Source organism: Acinetobacter sp. EKM10A (genome assembly GCF_011075215.1).
GTDB lineage: Bacteria > Pseudomonadota > Gammaproteobacteria > Pseudomonadales > Moraxellaceae > Acinetobacter > Acinetobacter baumannii.
The window spans coordinates 214,792-234,175 of sequence record NZ_JAALLK010000003.1 but is presented as its reverse complement, the minus strand read 5'-3'; the positions used below and the strand labels follow the sequence as shown (position 1 = coordinate 234,175).

The following is a 19,384-nucleotide window of genomic DNA, read 5'->3' as shown; positions in this document are numbered from 1 at the left end:
TTGACTACTCCTGCATCATTTTAATTAGTTCCTGCATGGCTCTAGATTGAGTACGTGCAGGATGCCATACCATGCCTAACTGCCGGTTCATCTCGACATTTAAATCAAGCTGCTGCATATCTTGATTCAGCAGAGTTTTTGGTAAAACTGACCAACCTAAACCAATAGAAACCAACATACGAATTGACTCTAGTGGGTTATTGCTCATGGTAATTTTCGGTTTAAGGCCTTGTTTTTCAAACTCAGCTAAAGTGATTTGAGCTGTATAAGTCTGTGCGGCAGGCAGCAAACTTGGATATTCAATTAAATCTTGTAAGGTTAAATTCTTTTTTTGAGCCAATGGATGAAATGGAGCAGCTACAAAAACTAAAGGATCATTCCAGATCGTAATATAGTTAAGACGCTCATCACCTGAGGGCGGGAGTGTTAAAAAAGCTAACTCTAAATCGCCAGCAAGTACCTGTTCGTGTGCTTGTTCGGAATCAACAAAATGTACGTCTAGCGTGACTTGAGGAAACTGCTGAACAAAGTGTTTAAGCGGAGCAGGCAAGTGATGCAAACCGATGTGATGACTCGTCCCGATTTTTAAACGACCTTGTATTTGGGTTTGTTCATGACTTAGCGTGTGGTGAATATCTCGAAGTTCATTTAACCAGCTTTTAACTTTTGGTAATAATGAATGCGCAGCATGAGTTGCTTGAACCCCACGGCCTGCCGACTCAAATAGCTTTACGCCAAAGTACTCTTCTAGGCTATGAATACGTTTAGTGACAGCAGGTTGGGTAATAAATAGTTGATCCGCAGCCACAGAGATCGAACCTGTTTCCATAACTTTTACAAAAGCTTCAAAGGCTGCAAGATTCATAATACAACTCTACTTGGAATAGAAAAATCGAGAGAGGCTAAAGTTGCCAAGCCAAAATCGTATCATGCTTGCAGCTCAACGTTCTATAAAGTTGTGATTTAGCGTATTAATCTTAATCTAAGCAGTCGTCTCGTTTTCGCTTAAAGCTGATATACGGCGGTCTTTTGCTGCCCATACTTTTTCATGAAAGAAAAATGCAAAAGCTTGTACTGTTGGTTCTAACATACTTAATGTTAAAGCCATCCAAATATTACCCGTTACAAAGTAGGCAACTAACATGGCTACCGTAATATGCATTATGTAGTAACTTAAGGTTTTCTTTAATGTACGTTGATTATTAACAACGAATTTTTGAATATTAGCCATAACCATTCTCTCTACCTGTATTTAATATTTTTAGTATAGAGATGAGAGTATAAGATTAAAAATGGATTATGCAAATGATAATCATTAACAAATCCGATTTATATATTTTGACCGATATTAAAACATTCAGGAATGATTCCTAAAAGTTTTCTAATTTATAAAAATGATAAATTAGATTTATGTAAAACTCTGGCTATAATCGAAGAAAGATTAGAATTACCCAGTCCAATGGAGCAAGACGACATGGCAGGCAAAACTTTATATGACAAATTGTGGGATGACCACGTAGTTACTCAGCGTGATGATGGTTCGTGCTTACTTTATATCGACCGTCATTTATTGCATGAAGTAACAAGTCCACAAGCATTTGAAGGTTTGCAACTTGCTGGTCGTCAACCATGGCGTTTAAGTGCAAACGTAGCTACCCCAGACCACAACGTTCCAACCTCTAAAAAAGAACGCGATCAGGGCATCGCTGGTATTGAAGATGATACATCTCGTATTCAGGTTCAGACCTTAGATGATAACTGTAAGGCATTTAATATCGTTGAATTCGGTATTAATGATATTCGCCAAGGAATTGTGCATGTTGTTGGACCTGAACAGGGCTTAACTTTGCCGGGTATGACGGTGGTGTGTGGTGACTCACATACAGCGACTCACGGTGCTTTTGGTTGCTTGGCACATGGTATTGGGACATCTGAGGTTGAACATGTGTTAGCGACACAATGTTTGGTTCAGAAAAAGTCTAAGAATATGTTGGTTCGCGTCGATGGCGTATTGGGTAAAGGTGTAACACCAAAAGATGTAGTGTTAGCCATTATTGGTAAAATTGGTACCGCTGGTGGTACAGGCTATGCAATCGAATTTGGTGGTCAGGTTTTCCGTGATATGTCGATTGAAGGACGTATGACGGTATGTAACATGGCGATCGAAGCGGGTGCTCGTGTGGGTATGGTTGCTGTTGATGATAAAACCATTGAATACGTAAAAGGCCGTAGCTATGCACCAAAAGGCGAACAATGGGAACAAGCCGTTGCTTACTGGGACACTTTGCATTCAGATGAAGATGCAGTGTTTGATGCAGTCGTTGAATTAAATGGTGCAGAGATTGAACCACAAGTGTCTTGGGGCACTTCACCTGAGATGGTAATTCCTGTCTCAAAAGCTGTACCAACTTTAGAACAAGCGAAAGATGACGTACAACGCAATGACTGGACACGTGCTTATCAATATATGGGCTTAAATGCAGGACAAGCTTTAGCTGATATTCAGCTTGATCGTGTCTTTATCGGTTCTTGTACGAATTCACGTATTGAAGATATTCGTGCTGCTGCTGAAGTAGTTAAAGGCCGTAAAGTGGCGTCTACCATTAAGCAAGCCATGATTGTTCCGGGTTCTGGTTTAGTCAAACAACAAGCTGAAAAAGAAGGCTTGGATAAAATTTTCTTGGAAGCTGGCTTTGAATGGCGTGAGCCGGGTTGTTCAATGTGTTTAGCAATGAACGCAGACAAGTTACAACCAGGTGAGCATTGTGCATCAACCTCGAACCGTAACTTTGAAGGTCGTCAGGGTAATGGTGGTCGTACTCACTTGGTCAGTCCGGCAATGGCCGCAGCGGCTGCGATTGCAGGTCATTTTGTTGACGTTCGTTCATTTTAATTCGGTCTGGAGCAAACCATGAAAGCTTATACAGTTGAACAAGGTATCGTTGCACCATTAGATCGTGCCAATGTTGATACAGATTTAATTATTCCAAAACAGTTTTTAAAATCGATTAAACGTACTGGGTTTGGCGACAACTTATTTGATGAACTTCGTTATTTAGACGAAGGCTATCCAGGACAAGACAATTCAGTACGTCCAAAAAATCCGGATTTCGTTTTAAATCAGCCTCGCTATCAAGGTGCAACCGTTTTAATTGCTCGTACTAACTTTGGTTGTGGTTCAAGCCGTGAGCATGCGCCTTGGGCATTAAATGAATATGGTTTCCGCACTGTTATTGCGCCAAGCTTTGCTGATATTTTCTTTAATAACTGTTTTAAAAACGGTATGTTGCCAGTCATTTTGCCTGAAGACACTGTTGATCAGTTATTTAAGGAATGTGCTGCGCAAGAAGGATATCAATTAACAATTGATTTGGCTGCGCAAGAAGTTCGTACACCAACTGGCGAAGCATTTAAATTCGAAGTGGATCCATTTCGTAAGCATTGCTTGTTAAATGGTTTGGATGATATTGGCTTGACACTTCAAAATGCGGACGCAATTCGCGCTTATGAAGAAAAAACTAAACAGGTTCGTCCTTGGGTATTCCAAGAGATAAATTAACCTTTTGGTACATTTTAAACATAGTCATGGCGTCGTGTTCAAACTCTTGCTAACATGCTAAAGCATAACAACAGCTTAAAATTATGCACTAGATGAGGATTGGGCTTGAACAATGAAGAGGAACGTTACTCATAGCTTTTTGTTGAGCCTGTGCGCGATAACACTAAGTGCTTGTCAGAGCACTTACAATGTAGTGGATACTGTTCGTATTAAGCAGGCTGAACAAGAAAATTTGGGGCAGAATGCAGCAATATATTGTTCGGGCGCAAAAAGTTGCGAATTTGAACGGCTAAATGATATTACTGTTGTTGATGCACAGACACGTCGTATTAGTAATCAGGCAATTCATCAAGGAATTGTGAGATTAAATGGTTCGGTGTTAAGTCAAAGCAATAGTTTGTATCTATCTGTGCCTGCCAAACAATATGAAGTGGTGATTCGTTACTATCCGATTTCTCCAGATCGGGCTGAAACGATTCATGTTATTCACCAATTCAAAGCTAACCATCGCTATATGTTTAAAATGTACCGAGACAAATCTAACCGTTCGGGTAGTTTGCTGAATGTTTCTGTACCAGATCCATTATGTGTTGACTTAGAGCAGGATGGGCGGGTAATTCGCCGTTTTTGTCGACCATTTGATGTCACCACAGGACTAGGTGAATTTCTCGAACAGAAAAAACTAACACCACGGCAGTCATAACGCTGTCTTGTCTTTGAAAATGGAAAACTTCATGTCTAAACAGATTTTAATTTTGGCTGGCGATGGGATTGGTCCTGAAATTGTTGGGGCAGCAGAAAAAGTATTAAATAAAGTAAATGAAAAATTTAATTTGTCGTTGACTTGGGAACATGGCTTGTTAGGTGGTGCAGCGATTGATGCTCATGGAGAGCCGTATCCAGCCGTAACTAGCGAGCAAGCAAAGAAGGCTGATGCCATTTTATTAGGTGCTGTTGGCGGACCAAAGTGGGACACTATTGAACGTTCTATCCGTCCTGAACGCGGTCTTTTAAAAATTCGTAGTGAACTTAACTTATTTGCTAATTTGCGCCCAGCAATCTTATATCCACAATTAGCCGATGCTTCTAGCTTAAAACCTGAGATAGTTGCTGGTTTAGATATTTTGATCGTTCGTGAATTGACAGGTGGTATCTATTTTGGTCAACCACGTGGTATTCGTGAACTCGAAAATGGTGAGAAACAGGGCTATAACACTGACGTTTATTCTGAAAGCGAAATTAAGCGTATTGCAAAAGTTGCTTTTGAACTTGCAGGATTACGTGGCGGTAAAGTGTGTTCTGTAGATAAAGCCAATGTTTTAGAAGTAACAGAGCTTTGGAAGCAAACGGTCACAGATTTACAGCAAGCCAATTATCCAAATATTCAGCTTTCACATATGTATGTGGACAATGCTGCCATGCAGCTTGTACGTGCGCCTAAACAGTTTGATGTAATCGTGACAGGTAACTTGTTTGGCGATATTTTGTCTGATGAAGCAGCAATGCTTACCGGCTCAATTGGTATGTTGCCATCGGCTTCTTTAGATGAAAATGGCAAAGGCATGTATGAACCTTGTCATGGTTCAGCGCCTGATATTGCAGGGCAAAACGTTGCAAACCCGTTGGCAACCATTCTTTCAGTTGCGATGATGCTTCGTTATACCTTCCGTGAAGAAGCTGCTGCTAAAGCAATTGAAGATGCAGTAGGGCAAGTACTTGATCAAGGTTTACGTACAGCTGATATTATGTCTGAAGGCATGACTAAAGTTGGTACAGCCGAGATGGGTGAAGCAGTTGTTGCTGCTCTTGCTTAATCGCTACTTTGCTAAAAAACGCAGCTTAAAGCTGCGTTTTTTTATGGTTGTGTTTAGCAAGCTTTACCTTCGTATTGAATAGATTCGGCAATGTCATTTTTGAGCTTAAAAATAACCTTGCAATTAAAGTTAATATCATAAGAGTTGCCGCTCAAATTACCTGATTGTATGGGAACAGAACCACCTCTCATATCAACATTACTCACTATCGGAATTGGGATGTTTAAGGGCCGTAAAATTGTATAAATAAGTTGATCAGAAGTTTTTTGTGGTGTGCGGGCGACTTGAAAGCCAAGACTCCGTAAGTTGAGGTCTTGCTGAATCGTTGTAGATGATTTGCCTATAAAATTTTTTAAATATTCTTGCAAATCTACAGATTGGCGCGGATGACTAGCACAGCCATTAATATTTAACAGCATGAATGAAAGCAAACTCATTTGACATAAGGTAGATATATTCATTTTTTTCTCTATATAGAATTATATTTATCATTAAAGAACAATAGGTTGGATTTGCTAACTTGTAAAGTAAAAAAGCAGGATTATGATAAATAGAAGGTGAGTTTGCCTTTAGACTTATTCTTATATTTACAGACTAATAATAATTGCCCAAAACTTAAGGAAGAAGAGTATGAAAAAAATAGTTTTTGCCTTTTTGTGTTTCGGAATAACCACGGCCTATGCTGATAACTGTGATAATGCTCGTAATACTTACGATGATATTTACTGTACCAATAAAATCTATGCGAGCGCTGATGCAGACCTGAATAAGAATTATCAGGCATTAAGAGCGAAATTAAATACAGCACAAAGAAATACGCTTAAGAAGTCGCAGCTTGCTTGGATACGCCAACGTGATGCTGAATGTACAGATTCTAATAGAAATAGCGTAGACGTGCAGTGTCGTTTACAGACAACGCAAGAAAGAAACCATTGGCTGCAAGAAAGATTGCGTGAATGCCAAACGGTGGGATGTAAAACCAGTCGATTAAGTGAATAAAAAACGCAATAAAAAAGCCACATGATGAAGTGGCTTTTTTGCATTCACTAATTAGCGAGCACGGTACGTAATACGACCTTTGGTTAAGTCATAAGGAGTCATTTCGACTTTCACACTGTCGCCAGTAAGAATACGAATATAGTGTTTACGCATTTTACCAGAAATGTGTGCAATAACTTCGTGACCGTTTTCAAGACGTACACGGAACATCGTATTAGGAAGCGTTTCGGTGACAACGCCTTCGAACTCAATGAGTTCCTCTTTATTGGCCATAGCCTACCTGATGATCAAATTGGAAAGGCGCAAATTATAGTCAATTTATTTAAAAAAAACAAGATAGACATCTTCTTGTGAAAGCATCTGGTTAAAGTATGACTAATAAAAAAAGATGTAATTTTTTTCACAAAAGAACTCTAATTCTGTTGTCAGTTTGGTCAATCAACGCTAATCTAAAATCATAGTTATTAGGGACTGTTCATGCATAAAGAGTCAACAGCTCCTAAGTATCAATGAAGTATCTACATGGAAGGGCACTGCGTGGGTCAGCTAACAGATGCATCAGTTGTATTACGTTTTGGCTATCAAGCAATTCGTCGTGCAGGATTGCCAACAGAAGAAATATTAACTAAAGCGGGAGTCGCTTTAAATCAGGTCGATACAAACGCACGTACTCCGTTAAGTGCGCAGTATGCCTTTTGGACTGCTGCTCAAGAAGTCAGTAAAGATCCAGACATCGGTTTGCATTTAGGTGAGCATTTACCTTTGTACCGTGGTCAGGTGATTGAACATTTATTTATTAGTAGTGAAACTTTTGGTGAAGGGCTTAAGCGAGCTTTGGCTTACCAGCGTCTCATTAGTGATGCATTTGATGCAAAACTGGTGGTTGAAGATGGACGCTGCTATTTGACCAATGGTGAGCAGGTAGGGGCAGACAACCTTGTTAATCGTCATTTTTCAGAATGTGCGATTTCAGGTGTGCTCAGATTCTTCAAATTTATTACCGAAGGCCAGTTTCATCCGATCTTCATTGATTTTAATTTCAGTGAAGGTGCTTCTGAAGATGAATACTTCCGCGTCTATGGCTGTCCGGTAAGCTTAGGGCAGAAAGAAACACGGCTATATTTTGACCCTGCCATTTTAGATTTTCAGCTTTGGCAGGCAGAGCCTGAATTACTTCAATTGCATGAACAATTGGCAATTGAAAAGTTACAAGAACTTGCCCGTTATGATTTAGTGGGTGAGGTCCGTCGTGCGATTGGTTCGACACTTGAAAGTGGAGAAACGACGCTAGAAACCGTAGCGGCACAATTAAATATTACGCCGCGTCGTTTACGGACGCAGTTAAGTGAAGCAAATACCAGCTTCCAGCAAATACTTTCTGACTACCGTTGTCGTTTAGCTAAAAAACTTTTAGCTAACACTAATGAGAGTGTTGAGCGTATTGTGTATTTAACTGGTTTTTCTGAACCGAGTACATTCTACCGCGCGTTTAAGCGCTGGACCAATGAAACACCAGTTGAGTACCGTAAGCGTAAGCAACACCGTTAGAACTAAAAATTGGTTAAGCCTACTCAGGTAGGTTTAACCAATGTGGCCCGAGCGGTGGTTGTGGTAAGTCAAACTGCTCGGGATAATAACATTGAATAAAATAGAGACCATCGGGTGGGGCGGTAATTCCTGCTGCCTTACGATCTTCGGCTGCGAACATTGTATCAATATGGTCGATTTCATACATGCCTTGCCCAATTTCAAGTAAGCAACCCATAATGTTTCGAACCATATGATGTAAAAAGCCATCAGCTTGAATATCTAAAACCAAATAACGTCCATGTTCAAACAAACGGCAATGCTTTACATGTCGTACAGGTTGATTTGACTGGCAGGCTGCTGCACGGAAGGTTTCAAAGTTATGCGTACCTTCAAATTTGCTGGCAGCTTTAATCATTTTTTGCACGTCTAATTTTTGATAAATATGCGTGACTTGTTTATGTAAAAGTGCAGGGCGATGTGGAGCGTTATATACAACATAGCGGTAGCGACGAGCAGTGGCTTTAAAACGTGCATGGAACTCTTCATCCATCTGTTTAATCCACTGAATTGAAATATCCTTAGGAAGTTGGCTATTTGCTCCCATGATCCATCCACGCTCTGGACGAATCGCATTAGTGTCAAAATGAGCCACCATATTTGTTGCGTGTACTCCTGCATCTGTTCGACCAGCACCGTGAAGTGTGATCGGTTCATCCGCGATTTTGCTGAGTACACGCTCTATGGTTTCCTGAACGCTGGCAACGCCTGGCTGTTGTGTTTGCCAACCTCGATATTGAATACCACTAAATTCAATACCGACCGCATAACGTTGCATGGCTTCACCTCTATTTAATGCAGATTTTCATTCCAATGGTTCAACCATTGTTCTGGGGTTGGGTATTTTAAATAGATTTGAAGTGCTTTTGCATAGAGATCTGCATGGCTATGGGTATCATTAATGACAATTTTTGCAGTTTTGGCCCAAGCACTAATTGCATAACGTTGGTCAATACTTCCAAAAGTGACTTGTGTCGCCAAAATTGGTACACATCCACGAGTATAGAGTTCATCTAATGTTGCCAAAAACTCATCGTTTACGGCGATATTACCTGTACCGAAACCTTGCAACACTAAAAAGTGTGGTGGGGCAGGAAGTAAGTGACGTAATTGTTGTACTAAATGCTGTGTTGCAATCGGTTGCATCATCCAGTTTAAAATCTGAAAGGAAGCAGCTTTTTCAATTTGAGCATCTTGTACGATCAATTCATTTTGCTGAGGCGTAAACTCAACGTTACTACTTAACCCTGAAAATGCATCGAGTTCAGTGGTATGCGTTTTTAATGCAGTTTGTGCGTGAAATACTTGATGGTGGAATGCGAGATAAGCACCAACCGGAAGTGCGATAACCTGCTCTAATGCAAGATATAAGTTTTCGATTGCATCAGTAAATTCACGGGTGTTATCACCTTGAATATTGAGTAACGGGTATTGGCTACCAGTAATCACAATATGACAGCTTTGCCCTAAAAAGCGGGCTAAAGTCGCAGCTGCATAACTGAGCGTATCTGTACCATGAATCACAACAAAATGCTGATAGTCTTCTAGTTGTAGCTGTTGTATGCGTTGAATTAGGCGTAACCAGTCAGGTGCTGTACATGCACTGCTATCGACAATATTGGGCGCAGCAAAGCAATCAACTGTTAAGTGTGGGGGAATCACTTTCTCAAGTTGAGGTAGGAATTGGTCATAAGGCATAGGAGCTAAAGGTTCACCAATGCAACCAAAAGTACCACCCATATAAAATAAAGCTATTTTTTTCATCTTTTTGCAGGCATAAAAAAGCAGTCATCTCTGACTGCTTATGGTAAATCGAACAGTTCTAAGAAGCTATGCGATTAAGTAGGTTTTTCGCATGTTGTTGTTGTTCTGTGTTGAATTTTTGCTCATCACCCTGTAGTAAATTACGCGCTGCTTGGTTCGCTCCAAACTTAATGTATTGTTCAGCCAATTTTAAATCGAGTTCATTTTCATTTATTTGTTTTAATTCTGGAAAAGCTTCTAAAAGCGGATCCTCTATTTGGGTTTGAGTGGCTGCTTCATTTACTACATCTATATGGTTTTGAGTTTTAAGCTCTGGTGCTGGAACTAAGGCAGGCTCATCTAACGAAAACTCAAGAGGTGCGATAGAAGTCGCTTCTAATGGAGTTTGTTCTATGAGCTTAATTTCATCTAATGATGGAGCGTGTTCAACAGATTTCGTCTCTGAACTTGAAGGATTTAAGTCAAGGTTAAAATCTAATGCATTGATGCTATTTTCTTGGTCTGCTTTTACCTCTACTGCTTGAGATTTTTCCTCAGTTTCATGCAGAGGTGCCAAGTCAAAAGAAAACTCTAAATCGGCCAGCTCATTTGTTTCTTGAGTGGATGATAATTCAGGTTGTTGTGCCGGTTGGTTGGTATTTTCCGTAGTCGAAGTCTGTTCGAATGAAAAGTTAAACTCTAAAAGTTCAATTTCAACAGCAGGTTCTTGTTTTACAGGCGTATAGTCTTTCTGTAGGTCATCAAAAGAAGCCTCGGAAGAACTTGTTGTTAATTCATCGAACTGAGCCGTTGTATCTGTGTTTTTCGGTTCTTCATATGTTTGAGCTTGAGGGAAATCAATAGCATCAGGTTGTCTGGATGATTCATATTCTTTTTGTCGAGTTTCTGCTTGAGCTGCTATTTCATTTAAACCTAAGCTACGAATATGGCTAATCAACTGTTGAATTGCAAATTCATCTTTCTGAGCAATATGAATTTCAAGAAGTAATAAATACAGTTCATGTTGAGTATTATCTTTTTTTAGCGCCTGATTGACTTGAGCTTCAGCTGCTGAAAACTGTTTTTCTTGAATGAGCTGTTGAATATTGTGTCGTAAAGCTTCCGGTACAGGATTACTTTGAGGGATAGCAGGAGTATTTTCCTCAATGACCTTGGCTTTGGTTTTTTCACGCGAACTTTTGCTTGATTTAGCACTCGCTTTTTTGCCGGATTTTCTATTTATATTTTTTGGGGAAGTGGCCTCTTGTTTTTGACTATTCTCGCGTTTTTTTAAAATAACGGCGACCACGAGTAATATGATAAACGGAATCACATATAACATTACTTTCCCCTTAAAAAATAAATATTTGCAATATAAAGCGTGCTAACTCTGGTTTTAACTTAATGTTTTTGCTTGTGAGTTTGTTGCTGTGCCTGTAATTGCTGTTGTAACTCTGCCAAACGCGCATTCAAGAGTTGAATACGTTGGTCTTTTAAACTTAAAGTTTGATTTAGTTTGGTTACATTCCTTTGTAATGTAACGGTTTTTTTGCGAGTTGTCATAACTTTTACTGCTAACTCAGTATTGTTTTGACTTTGTTGTGTGCTCTTTTTTGCACTTCCATGAGCAGAATTTGGGCTGTTCTCTGCCACAATGCTCATTTCAGCTTGTTGTAAACGATATTTAGCTCTGCCAGAAGAGGGTTTTGCCAAGTGAGCTTCACTCGATTTAGGTTTTAAATGGGAAGCTTTAGTTGTATTTGTTGTTAAGTTTAGCGAACTTCCCTGACGTAAACGGTTTACATCACCTTGAATAAAAGCATGTCGGTTTTGTGCTTGGATATCTCGCATGACTTTAGCCACAGGTTGTTTGGTCTGTGCTGCAATACGATTGGCAATACTCCATAAAGACTCGTTACGTTGTACGACATATTTACCAGTAGGTGCCGGGCCTTTATAAGCGCTAATTTTTTGCTTTTTCGGTGTATTTTTACTTAATACATTTTTTTGATGGGCAGTTTTAGATTGCGCTGCTTTTTTGACGGTAGTTGTTTGATTGCCATCACTTGATTTGAGTGAAGTCGAAGGCTGTTTCTCTACAGCCGATGATTCGGTATTCATTGTAGCTATAGTTGGCTGAAGTGTTTGAGTCGAAGGTTTTTCGGTAAAAGGAGCCACAGGAGCAGGGCTAGAACTATTCAAAGCTGGAGCAGTTCCAGTGCTAATATTTAGATTATGTTCATTACTTGTGGTTTCTGCCACCGTTGATGTATTTTCAGTAGGTGTGTACTGAGTACTTTCAGGCAAATTTAATGCGATATCTTTTTCATTTACGATAAATTGCGGTGAAAGTAGACTTTCGTTCATGGCGGCTTTTTTTATAGGCGATGGCTTTAAAACGGTTTTAATATGTTGAAGACGGGTTGCGTTACCTTCACTGACTTTTACGACAATATTCAGTTCAGGATCGATAATAGGACGCGATGAGGTAATCACAATAACGCCAGAACCCTGACCATTTTGGCGTGTATAAAAGTTTAGGTTACCCGGAGGTTGATGAGTTACTCCCAAACCATTGAGATCATCTTGAGTGGCCAAACTGACTTGCAATGGGGTATTAGGATCTGCTTGCTGAAAATTCATTTCTGCATAAAGTAATTCCCCAGGTGCAGATTGAATTTGAATAGGATCTAATGTAATCGCATAAAGAGAAGGCGAAGACATAATGGTGAAAATGGCAATTTTTAATTTGTTATATGCAGTCATCTCAATCCATGACCTGATCAGTCGTAAAGTCGTTCAAAATTATACAATAATGGAATGTAAATAAATTGTTAATTTTTTACAAACCAGTTACGAAAAAGCCGATCAAATGTGATCGGCTTTTTATTTTGACTGAATAATTCAGATCAAATTATGAGCTTTTGTATTCTACTAAAATACGTAACATACGACGTAGAGGCTCAGCAGCACCCCAAAGTAACTGATCGCCTACTGTGAATGCGCCGAGGTACTCTTTACCCATATTGAGTTTACGTAAACGACCTACAGGTACAGTTAGGGTACCAGTTACAGCAACAGGTGTAAGATCAGTCATTGATGCTTCACGTGTATTGGGTACAACTTTAGCCCACTGGTTTGAGTTACGAATCATATCTTCGATCTCATCAAGCGGAACATCTTTTTTCAATTTGATGGTTAATGCTTGAGAGTGGCAACGCATTGCACCGATACGAACACAGTGACCATCGATAGGAACGATTTGAGAGTTACCTAAGATCTTGTTGGTCTCAACTTGTCCTTTCCACTCTTCTTTTGATTGACCGCTTTCAAGCTGTTTATCAATGTAAGGAATTAATGAACCAGCAAGTGGCACACCAAAGTTCGCAGAAGGGAAACCCTCACCGCGTTGTAACTCGGCAACTTGACGGTCAATATCAAGAATTGCAGATTTAGGATCATCTAACAAAGTCTTGGTATTGTTATATAAATAACCCATACCTGTTAACAACTCACGCATGTTTTGTGCGCCAGCGCCTGATGCCGCTTGATAAGTCATTGCAGTCATCCACTCAACCAAATTATTTTGGAAAAGTGCGCCAACACCCATCAACATGAGTGATACTGTACAGTTACCACCAACGAAAGTTTTAGTACCTTTCGCTAAGCCGTCTTTAATTACATTAAGGTTAACCGGATCAAGAACGATGATTGCATCATCAGTCATACGTAAAGTAGATGCCGCATCAATCCAGTAGCCATCCCAACCAGTTGCTTTTAACTTTGGGAAAACTTCAGACGTGTAGTCACCACCTTGACAGGTAATAATGACATCCATTTGCTTCAGACTAGTAATGTCTGTAGCTTCCATAAGTGCTGGGGCAGTCTTACCACCAAATGAAGGAGCTTCACCACCTGCATTACTGGTAGAGAAGTAGAATGGCTCAATATGAGCAAAATCATTCTCTTCAACCATACGTTGCATAAGGACGGAACCGACCATCCCGCGCCAACCGACCAGACCTACTTTCATGTCATTTTGCCTCGGTGCGTTAAAATTGTTAAAGGGGGAGTTGAGTGTATCAAAAGTGCTCACAACTGCAAGCGTTACAGAATCAAAACAGCAATTTTATTGAGTAGAATATCTTGTTTATGTTACATACAAAATTGATAAAGATGACAAAAACATTAAAAAACAAATCATCTTAAAAGAGTAATTTCAATGATTTATATCGAAGTACTGGCAGTAGTGGTGATTTGGTTAAGCTTCTGGTCACTTATTCCTCGTGATGAGTGGTGGTTTCGAGGTGCAGATTTTCCAAGATTACAAATTCTGTTTATTGGCTTAATTGCTTTAATTGGTATGTTGTTTTGGCCGACCGAATGGGATGTATGGCGTGAGCTTTTGCTTGCGGTACTCATCGCAGCGATTGCCTACCAACTTAAAATGGTTTTACCGTATACGCTGTTTTGGAAAAAACAGGTTAAAAAGGTCAAACAGCATCAGCTAGATCCTACAAAACAGATTTCACTGATAGTTTCTAATGTGCTCACCCCGAATGATAAATATCATTTATTACTTGAGCATGTACGGACGTTGAAACCTGATTTATTGCTTACTTTAGAGAGCGATACAACTTGGGAAAATGCTTTAAAAGAGATCGAGAAAGATTATCCATACCGTGTGCCCGTACCTTTAGATAATTTATACGGGATGCATTTATATAGCCGGTTACCGCTTAAAAATACTGAGGTTAAATTCATTTTAAGTAATGAAATACCTTCTATTCATACCACGGTAATTTTGCGATCTGGTATGCCTGTTCAGCTCTACTGTTTACATCCTAAGCCACCTAGCCCAACTGAAGCAAAAGATTCAACACTGCGTGACGCTGAGCTTTTAATTGTCGGAGACCAAATTAAAGATCTTGATGAAAGTTGTATTGTGATGGGGGATTTAAACGATGTAGCGTGGTCACGAACAACCCGTTTATTTCAACGTATTAGTGGGCTACTCGATCCACGAGTGGGGCGGCATTTTATTAATACTTTTCATGCGGACTATCCTTTATTGCGCTGGTCACTTGACCATATCTTTCATAGTACAGACTTCGGTTTAGTAAAAATGCAGCGTTTATCTCATATTGGATCAGACCATTTTCCTGTCTATGTCGTTTTACAAACAGGTCGAATATTTGAAGAAATTCACGAGGAACTAGAACAAACTCAAGCCGATGAAGAAGAAGCTCAAGCCGCGATACAAGAAGGTATTGCTAAAGCTGAAAAAGAAGAAAAAATCGTGACTGATGAAATTGCACAGCCTTATAAAGAGAAAAATATATAAAGTGAGTTGTAAGCAATAACGTACAAAGATTTGAGTCTAGGTCCAATAGGCAGGCAGAGTTAAAACCCGTATTCTACATTCATCGGCACACGGAAGCGGGAATGGATAATCCCAAGTAAGGATGCACTAAGCTGATATGGAATGACATCACGGATAAGATGTTAGAACGGAAGCGATAAAAAGAATTATATACCCTGAAAGCACAACCTCATTTACCCGAGTTTTGCAGGACGCAGAACTCGGGTTGATATTTTATAGATATATCATTTAATTCGTTGTAAATAAAACCAATATTTTTAAGGTATTCTTAATTTTAAAATCTACTTAATTATAAGTCATCGTCCATAAATTTTTTTATATATCTGAGCAATTTTTAATGAAAATGGATACAAAAAACTTTTTTGTTAAGTTTTTGTTTTTATAGATTATTGACGGATAAATCTAGGCTTTGACCTATTTAGATATAAATTGGACTTGTTTAATTGGCAAATCTCAATAGAATGTGCCGATCGTTGACATGTTGGATCGTCAACAGGCATTGTTGTTTACTTCGCCGGATCGGCGGGTTGTGATTTGCTTGTGCATTTAAATTTCTGTTTGGAAATTCGTGTACATATTGAGGTTTCACTCTAAAGTAGTGGTCTTCTCCCTCTCATATTTGATACTTTGCGGTGCATAAGGATTGTCTTATGAAGAATTTTAAATTTAGCCTTGCATGGCAAATTTTAATTGCTTTAATCCTAGGGATAGTTGTCGGGGCTGTTTTACATAACCAGCCTGAAATCAAAGATAGTATTGTAAATAACGTTCTTACTCCATTAGGTAAGATCTTTATTAGCCTGATTAAAATGATTGTAATCCCAATCGTTTTCTCTACATTGATTTTAGGTATTGCTGGTGTTGGCAGTACAAAAAGTCTAGGGCGTCTTGGTTTTAAAACCATTCTCTATTTCGAAATTATTACTACTATTGCTATTTTGGTTGGCTTGTTTGCAGCGAATATCTTCCATCCAGGTTCAGGCATTGATATGTCTCAACTGGTACAAACTGATATTTCTCAATATAAGCATACAACTGAAGAAGTACAGTCACAGTCTCATGGTATTATCCAGACGATATTATCGCTTATCCCAACGAACATTATTAGTTCAATGGCGCATGGCGAAATGTTGCCAGTGATTTTCTTTGCTGTGCTATTTGGTATTGGTTTATCTTCATTACCAGCAACAACAAAAGACCCATTATTAAATGTATTTCATGCTGTATCGGAAACAATGTTCCGTGTAACACACATCATCATGAAATATGCGCCAGTGGGTGTATTTGGCTTAATCGCTGTAACTGTTGCAAACTTCGGTTTTGCTTCGCTTATTCCATTGGGTAAATTGGTTGTATTGGTTTATGGTGCAATCTTATTCTTTGCTTTAGTGGTTTTAGGTATTACTGCAAAAATGTTCAGCATCAATATCTTTACATTGTTTAAGATACTGAAAGATGAATTAATTTTGGCGTATTCGACTGCAAGTTCGGAAACAGTTTTACCGCGTATTATGCAAAAAATGGAAGCTTATGGTGCGCCAAAAGCGATTTCTAGTTTTGTAATTCCAACTGGTTATTCATTTAACCTTGACGGTTCTACGCTTTACCAAAGTATCGCAGCAATCTTTATTGCACAGCTTTACGGCATTGAAATGTCAATCAGCCAACAAGTGATTTTAGTTGTAACGTTAATGATTACTTCTAAAGGTATTGCAGGTGTTCCTGGAGTATCATTTGTTGTGTTATTGGCGACATTAGGCAGTGTTGGTATTCCTGTAGAAGGCTTAGCATTTATTGCTGGTGTTGACCGTATCATGGATATGGCTCGTACTGCGTTGAACGTTGTAGGTAACGCGCTTGCTGTACTTGTAATCAGTAAATGGGAAAAACAATACGACTATGAAAAAGCTGCTGCTTATGAAGCATCTCTTAAGTAATAGAGAAGTTTTTTAGTCGAAAAAAACCCGCGAACATCGCGGGTTTTTTTATTGGGTTATTTCAATACACTTTGATATAGCTCAAGGGTTTGGTCACACATATCTTTTAAACTAAACATTGTCACAGGAGCGACTGTTTGCGGTTGTTCAATATGATTCTTTACTGTTTCTACTAAAGCTTTTTCATTTTCTGCTTCAACAAGACCTTGTGGGTATACATGAGATAAAATCTCGGCAACACCGCCACGGTTCCAGCCAATGACCGGCGTGCCTACCGAAAGGGCTTCTAATGCTGTTCTACCGAATGTTTCTGCTTGATTGGATAGAGAGAGCACTATATCGCTAAAAGCGAGCCATTCGCGTATATCTGAGCGATGTCCTACAAAGGTAATTTTATCTGCAAGTCCTTTGCTTTGAATGATGTTTTGCAACTCACTTAAATAGGCTTGTTTTTTTACATCAGCCCCACCCACAACAACAGCATGCAGTTGAGGATATTGCGAATGAAGTTGCTGCATTAGTTCAATTAAACTTTCATGTCCTTTTAAACGAGTAATACGGCCAGGTAGGCAAAGTAAAAATTTATTCTCGAGTTCGGGAAAGTCGTTAAAGACTTGGTTAAACCACTGTGCTGAAGGTTGATAGTTATGCGGAAAAGCAGCAGGGTCAATGCCTCGATAAATACGGACAATATCTTGTGGTGGACAGTTTTTATAATGGTCAGTGATGTACTTAACCACACTGTCAGAAACAGCAATGACTTTTTCAGCTTGAGTCATAATCGCACTATAACGATTAACTGAATAGAAACCATGTACCGTGCTAATGAGGTGAGGGCGTTTATTCGCTGGTATTTTTCTTAAAGCGAAGTGGGTTAGCCATGCAGGTACGCGAGAGCGCACATGTACAATGTCTGGTTGGTGCTCTTCAATAAGCTGACGTAATGGTCGAATTTGCCATAGGCTTGATAAAGACTTTTTATGGATAGGTAACGTTAAGTGTGTGGAACCTTCAGCTTCAAGTTGTGAGACCAAACGCCCGCCATTTGAAACAACCAAAGATTGATGGCCTTGTGCAACCAGTGCACGTGCAATTTCCAGTGTGCCGCGTTCTACGCCACCGCTATTGAGTTCTGGGAGAAGTTGCATCACTTTCATTGTTTTTTGCCTTATACGTTCATAAAAGATGGGTCATCCATAGATACATCATCTCAAACTAAATCATTATCCAGAGTTTACTATCGTGATAGCGACATGGATGTCGCTGTTGCGTTGTGTTACAAGGATGTAACATCAGCGGAACAAAGGATTTTTGCTTACTTTTTATCCCTAAAAAGTAAGGTCTGCCTATCCGAAAGTATTTGAATATCACTTTAAATCGAGGCTGTGCCTATTACTAATCTAAAATTATTACAACCTTATCTTAATAAATCTCTTCATATCCCTCTGGACGTGTTTTAAAGCGACGGTGAAACCACATATATTGAGTTGGTGCGATACGAAGCTGGTTCTCAATAATCTTATTCACACGCGTTGCATCATCGACTTCATCTTCACTTGGCATATTGTCAACCGCTGGCTCAATCAGGATATGATATTTAGGGTTCTGTACATTGCCATGACGATAAAAATATAAAGGAACAGCAACCGCTTTCGAGATTTTTAATAAACGACGGTGAGCGGTTACAGTGGCAGCTGGCACTCCAAAAAATGGTGCCATAACACCTTGTTTAAGCCCAAAGTCTTGATCGGGACTATACCAAATTGCATCACCCTCTTTAAGATGACGAATCAAACCACGCATGTCATCATGATCAATTTGTGCTTTATAAATTGTGCCGCGGCAACGATAAATTAGCATATCGAGGAGGGGGTTGTTTTGAGGGCGATACACAACATCCGGCTCGAAATATTGGGCGCATACATAACCACCTGCATCGAGTAAAGTACTATGTGTACCAAGCAATAAAACACCTTTGCCTTGAGCTTGTGCATTGGTAATGTGTTCTAAGCCTTCAATAGTGACGCGGTTTTTAAACCAGTAAGGTTTATACCATGCGTTTAAGGTCTCAAAAATACCAAGCATCATATCTACAAAAACTTGTTTTGCTTGTTGCTGTACTTTTTCAGGTGACCATTCTGGAAAGCAAACTTCTAAATTACGAATTGTGGTTTTACGACGAGACTTTAAATATTTCCAAGCAAGGTTTGCCAATCCATGAGCTAAGCGCCATTGAATTGCCCACGGTAAAATAGCCAAAAGCATCAGGAAAGTAATCGCAATCCACACACCCCAATATTTAGGCAACAAAAAGGACCATTGAAACTCACCGGGCGTATAAGGCTGCTTTTGGCTCATAACG

General features: G+C 39.4%; 19 protein-coding genes. 8 read left to right on the top strand and 11 right to left on the bottom strand.

Annotated features, from left to right (window positions below; translation table 11 throughout):
- Positions 1-4 precede the first annotated feature (4 nt).
- Both G9371_RS05800 and G9371_RS05795 read right to left on the bottom strand, forming a co-directional pair.
- A complete protein-coding gene (locus tag G9371_RS05800) occupies positions 5-865 on the bottom strand; it encodes a LysR family transcriptional regulator (RefSeq protein WP_001046500.1) in 861 nt (286 codons plus the stop codon).
- A 117-nt stretch (positions 866-982) separates the two neighbouring features.
- Positions 983-1,237, bottom strand: a complete 255-nt coding sequence (locus tag G9371_RS05795) for a DUF2061 domain-containing protein (RefSeq protein WP_000244900.1) — start codon at positions 1,235-1,237, stop codon at positions 983-985.
- A 237-nt stretch (positions 1,238-1,474) separates the two neighbouring features.
- Between G9371_RS05795 and leuC the strand changes: the two genes are divergently transcribed.
- The 4 genes from leuC (at position 1,475) to leuB (ending at position 5,373) form a co-directional block, all read left to right on the top strand.
- Positions 1,475-2,893: a 3-isopropylmalate dehydratase large subunit gene (gene leuC / locus G9371_RS05790; protein WP_029423689.1), complete on the top strand. Its 1,419-nt coding sequence runs from the start codon at positions 1,475-1,477 to the stop codon at positions 2,891-2,893.
- 18 nt (positions 2,894-2,911) lie between these two features.
- A complete protein-coding gene (leuD, locus tag G9371_RS05785) occupies positions 2,912-3,559 on the top strand; it encodes a 3-isopropylmalate dehydratase small subunit (RefSeq protein ID WP_000649453.1) in 648 nt (215 codons plus the stop codon).
- A 112-nt stretch (positions 3,560-3,671) separates the two neighbouring features.
- On the top strand, positions 3,672-4,262 hold the full coding sequence (locus G9371_RS05780; protein ID WP_001984507.1) for a hypothetical protein: 591 nt from the start codon (positions 3,672-3,674) through the stop codon (positions 4,260-4,262).
- A gap of 31 nt (positions 4,263-4,293) precedes the next feature.
- Positions 4,294-5,373, top strand: a complete 1,080-nt coding sequence (gene leuB, locus G9371_RS05775; protein ID WP_000043186.1) for a 3-isopropylmalate dehydrogenase — start codon at positions 4,294-4,296, stop codon at positions 5,371-5,373.
- A 53-nt stretch (positions 5,374-5,426) separates the two neighbouring features.
- Here the strand turns inward: leuB and G9371_RS05770 are convergent, their stop codons facing one another.
- Positions 5,427-5,834: a hypothetical protein gene (locus G9371_RS05770; RefSeq protein WP_032009057.1), complete on the bottom strand. Its 408-nt coding sequence runs from the start codon at positions 5,832-5,834 to the stop codon at positions 5,427-5,429.
- Positions 5,835-6,003: 169 nt separating this feature from the next.
- Between G9371_RS05770 and G9371_RS05765 the strand changes: the two genes are divergently transcribed.
- Positions 6,004-6,372, top strand: a complete 369-nt coding sequence (locus tag G9371_RS05765; protein ID WP_029423687.1) for a lysozyme inhibitor LprI family protein — start codon at positions 6,004-6,006, stop codon at positions 6,370-6,372.
- 51 nt (positions 6,373-6,423) lie between these two features.
- Here the strand turns inward: G9371_RS05765 and infA are convergent, their stop codons facing one another.
- Positions 6,424-6,645: a translation initiation factor IF-1 gene (gene infA / locus G9371_RS05760; RefSeq protein WP_001284370.1), complete on the bottom strand. Its 222-nt coding sequence runs from the start codon at positions 6,643-6,645 to the stop codon at positions 6,424-6,426.
- A gap of 264 nt (positions 6,646-6,909) precedes the next feature.
- Between infA and G9371_RS05755 the strand changes: the two genes are divergently transcribed.
- On the top strand, positions 6,910-7,920 hold the full coding sequence (locus tag G9371_RS05755) for an AraC family transcriptional regulator (protein ID WP_002009591.1): 1,011 nt from the start codon (positions 6,910-6,912) through the stop codon (positions 7,918-7,920).
- Positions 7,921-7,939: 19 nt separating this feature from the next.
- Here the strand turns inward: G9371_RS05755 and truA are convergent, their stop codons facing one another.
- The 5 genes from truA to asd all read right to left on the bottom strand — a co-directional run bounded on the left by truA (position 7,940) and on the right by asd (position 13,735).
- Entirely contained in the window at positions 7,940-8,737 is a 798-nt protein-coding gene (gene truA, locus G9371_RS05750) for a tRNA pseudouridine(38-40) synthase TruA (RefSeq protein ID WP_001190102.1), read from the bottom strand.
- A gap of 14 nt (positions 8,738-8,751) precedes the next feature.
- Positions 8,752-9,723: an asparaginase gene (locus tag G9371_RS05745; protein ID WP_029423686.1), complete on the bottom strand. Its 972-nt coding sequence runs from the start codon at positions 9,721-9,723 to the stop codon at positions 8,752-8,754.
- A gap of 58 nt (positions 9,724-9,781) precedes the next feature.
- Entirely contained in the window at positions 9,782-11,044 is a 1,263-nt protein-coding gene (locus tag G9371_RS05740; RefSeq protein WP_029423685.1) for a hypothetical protein, read from the bottom strand.
- 59 nt (positions 11,045-11,103) lie between these two features.
- Positions 11,104-12,468, bottom strand: coding sequence for a FimV family protein (locus G9371_RS05735; RefSeq protein ID WP_029423684.1), 1,365 nt, complete (start codon positions 12,466-12,468; stop codon positions 11,104-11,106).
- 148 nt (positions 12,469-12,616) lie between these two features.
- Positions 12,617-13,735, bottom strand: coding sequence for an aspartate-semialdehyde dehydrogenase (gene asd / locus G9371_RS05730; protein ID WP_000862762.1), 1,119 nt, complete (start codon positions 13,733-13,735; stop codon positions 12,617-12,619).
- A 189-nt stretch (positions 13,736-13,924) separates the two neighbouring features.
- Between asd and G9371_RS05725 the strand changes: the two genes are divergently transcribed.
- Both G9371_RS05725 and gltP read left to right on the top strand, forming a co-directional pair.
- Positions 13,925-15,046 (top strand): endonuclease/exonuclease/phosphatase family protein, encoded by a 1,122-nt coding sequence (locus G9371_RS05725; RefSeq protein WP_000639217.1) that lies wholly within the window; start codon positions 13,925-13,927, stop codon positions 15,044-15,046.
- Positions 15,047-15,735: 689 nt separating this feature from the next.
- Positions 15,736-17,022 (top strand): glutamate/aspartate:proton symporter GltP, encoded by a 1,287-nt coding sequence (gene gltP, locus G9371_RS05720; RefSeq protein WP_000787677.1) that lies wholly within the window; start codon positions 15,736-15,738, stop codon positions 17,020-17,022.
- A 56-nt stretch (positions 17,023-17,078) separates the two neighbouring features.
- On the opposite strand, the gene G9371_RS05715 is transcribed toward gltP, so the two are convergent.
- Both G9371_RS05715 and lpxL read right to left on the bottom strand, forming a co-directional pair.
- Positions 17,079-18,179 (bottom strand): glycosyltransferase family 4 protein, encoded by a 1,101-nt coding sequence (locus G9371_RS05715; RefSeq protein WP_000867094.1) that lies wholly within the window; start codon positions 18,177-18,179, stop codon positions 17,079-17,081.
- 265 nt (positions 18,180-18,444) lie between these two features.
- A complete protein-coding gene (lpxL, locus tag G9371_RS05710) occupies positions 18,445-19,380 on the bottom strand; it encodes an LpxL/LpxP family Kdo(2)-lipid IV(A) lauroyl/palmitoleoyl acyltransferase (protein WP_002067317.1) in 936 nt (311 codons plus the stop codon).
- Positions 19,381-19,384: the final 4 nt, after the last annotated feature.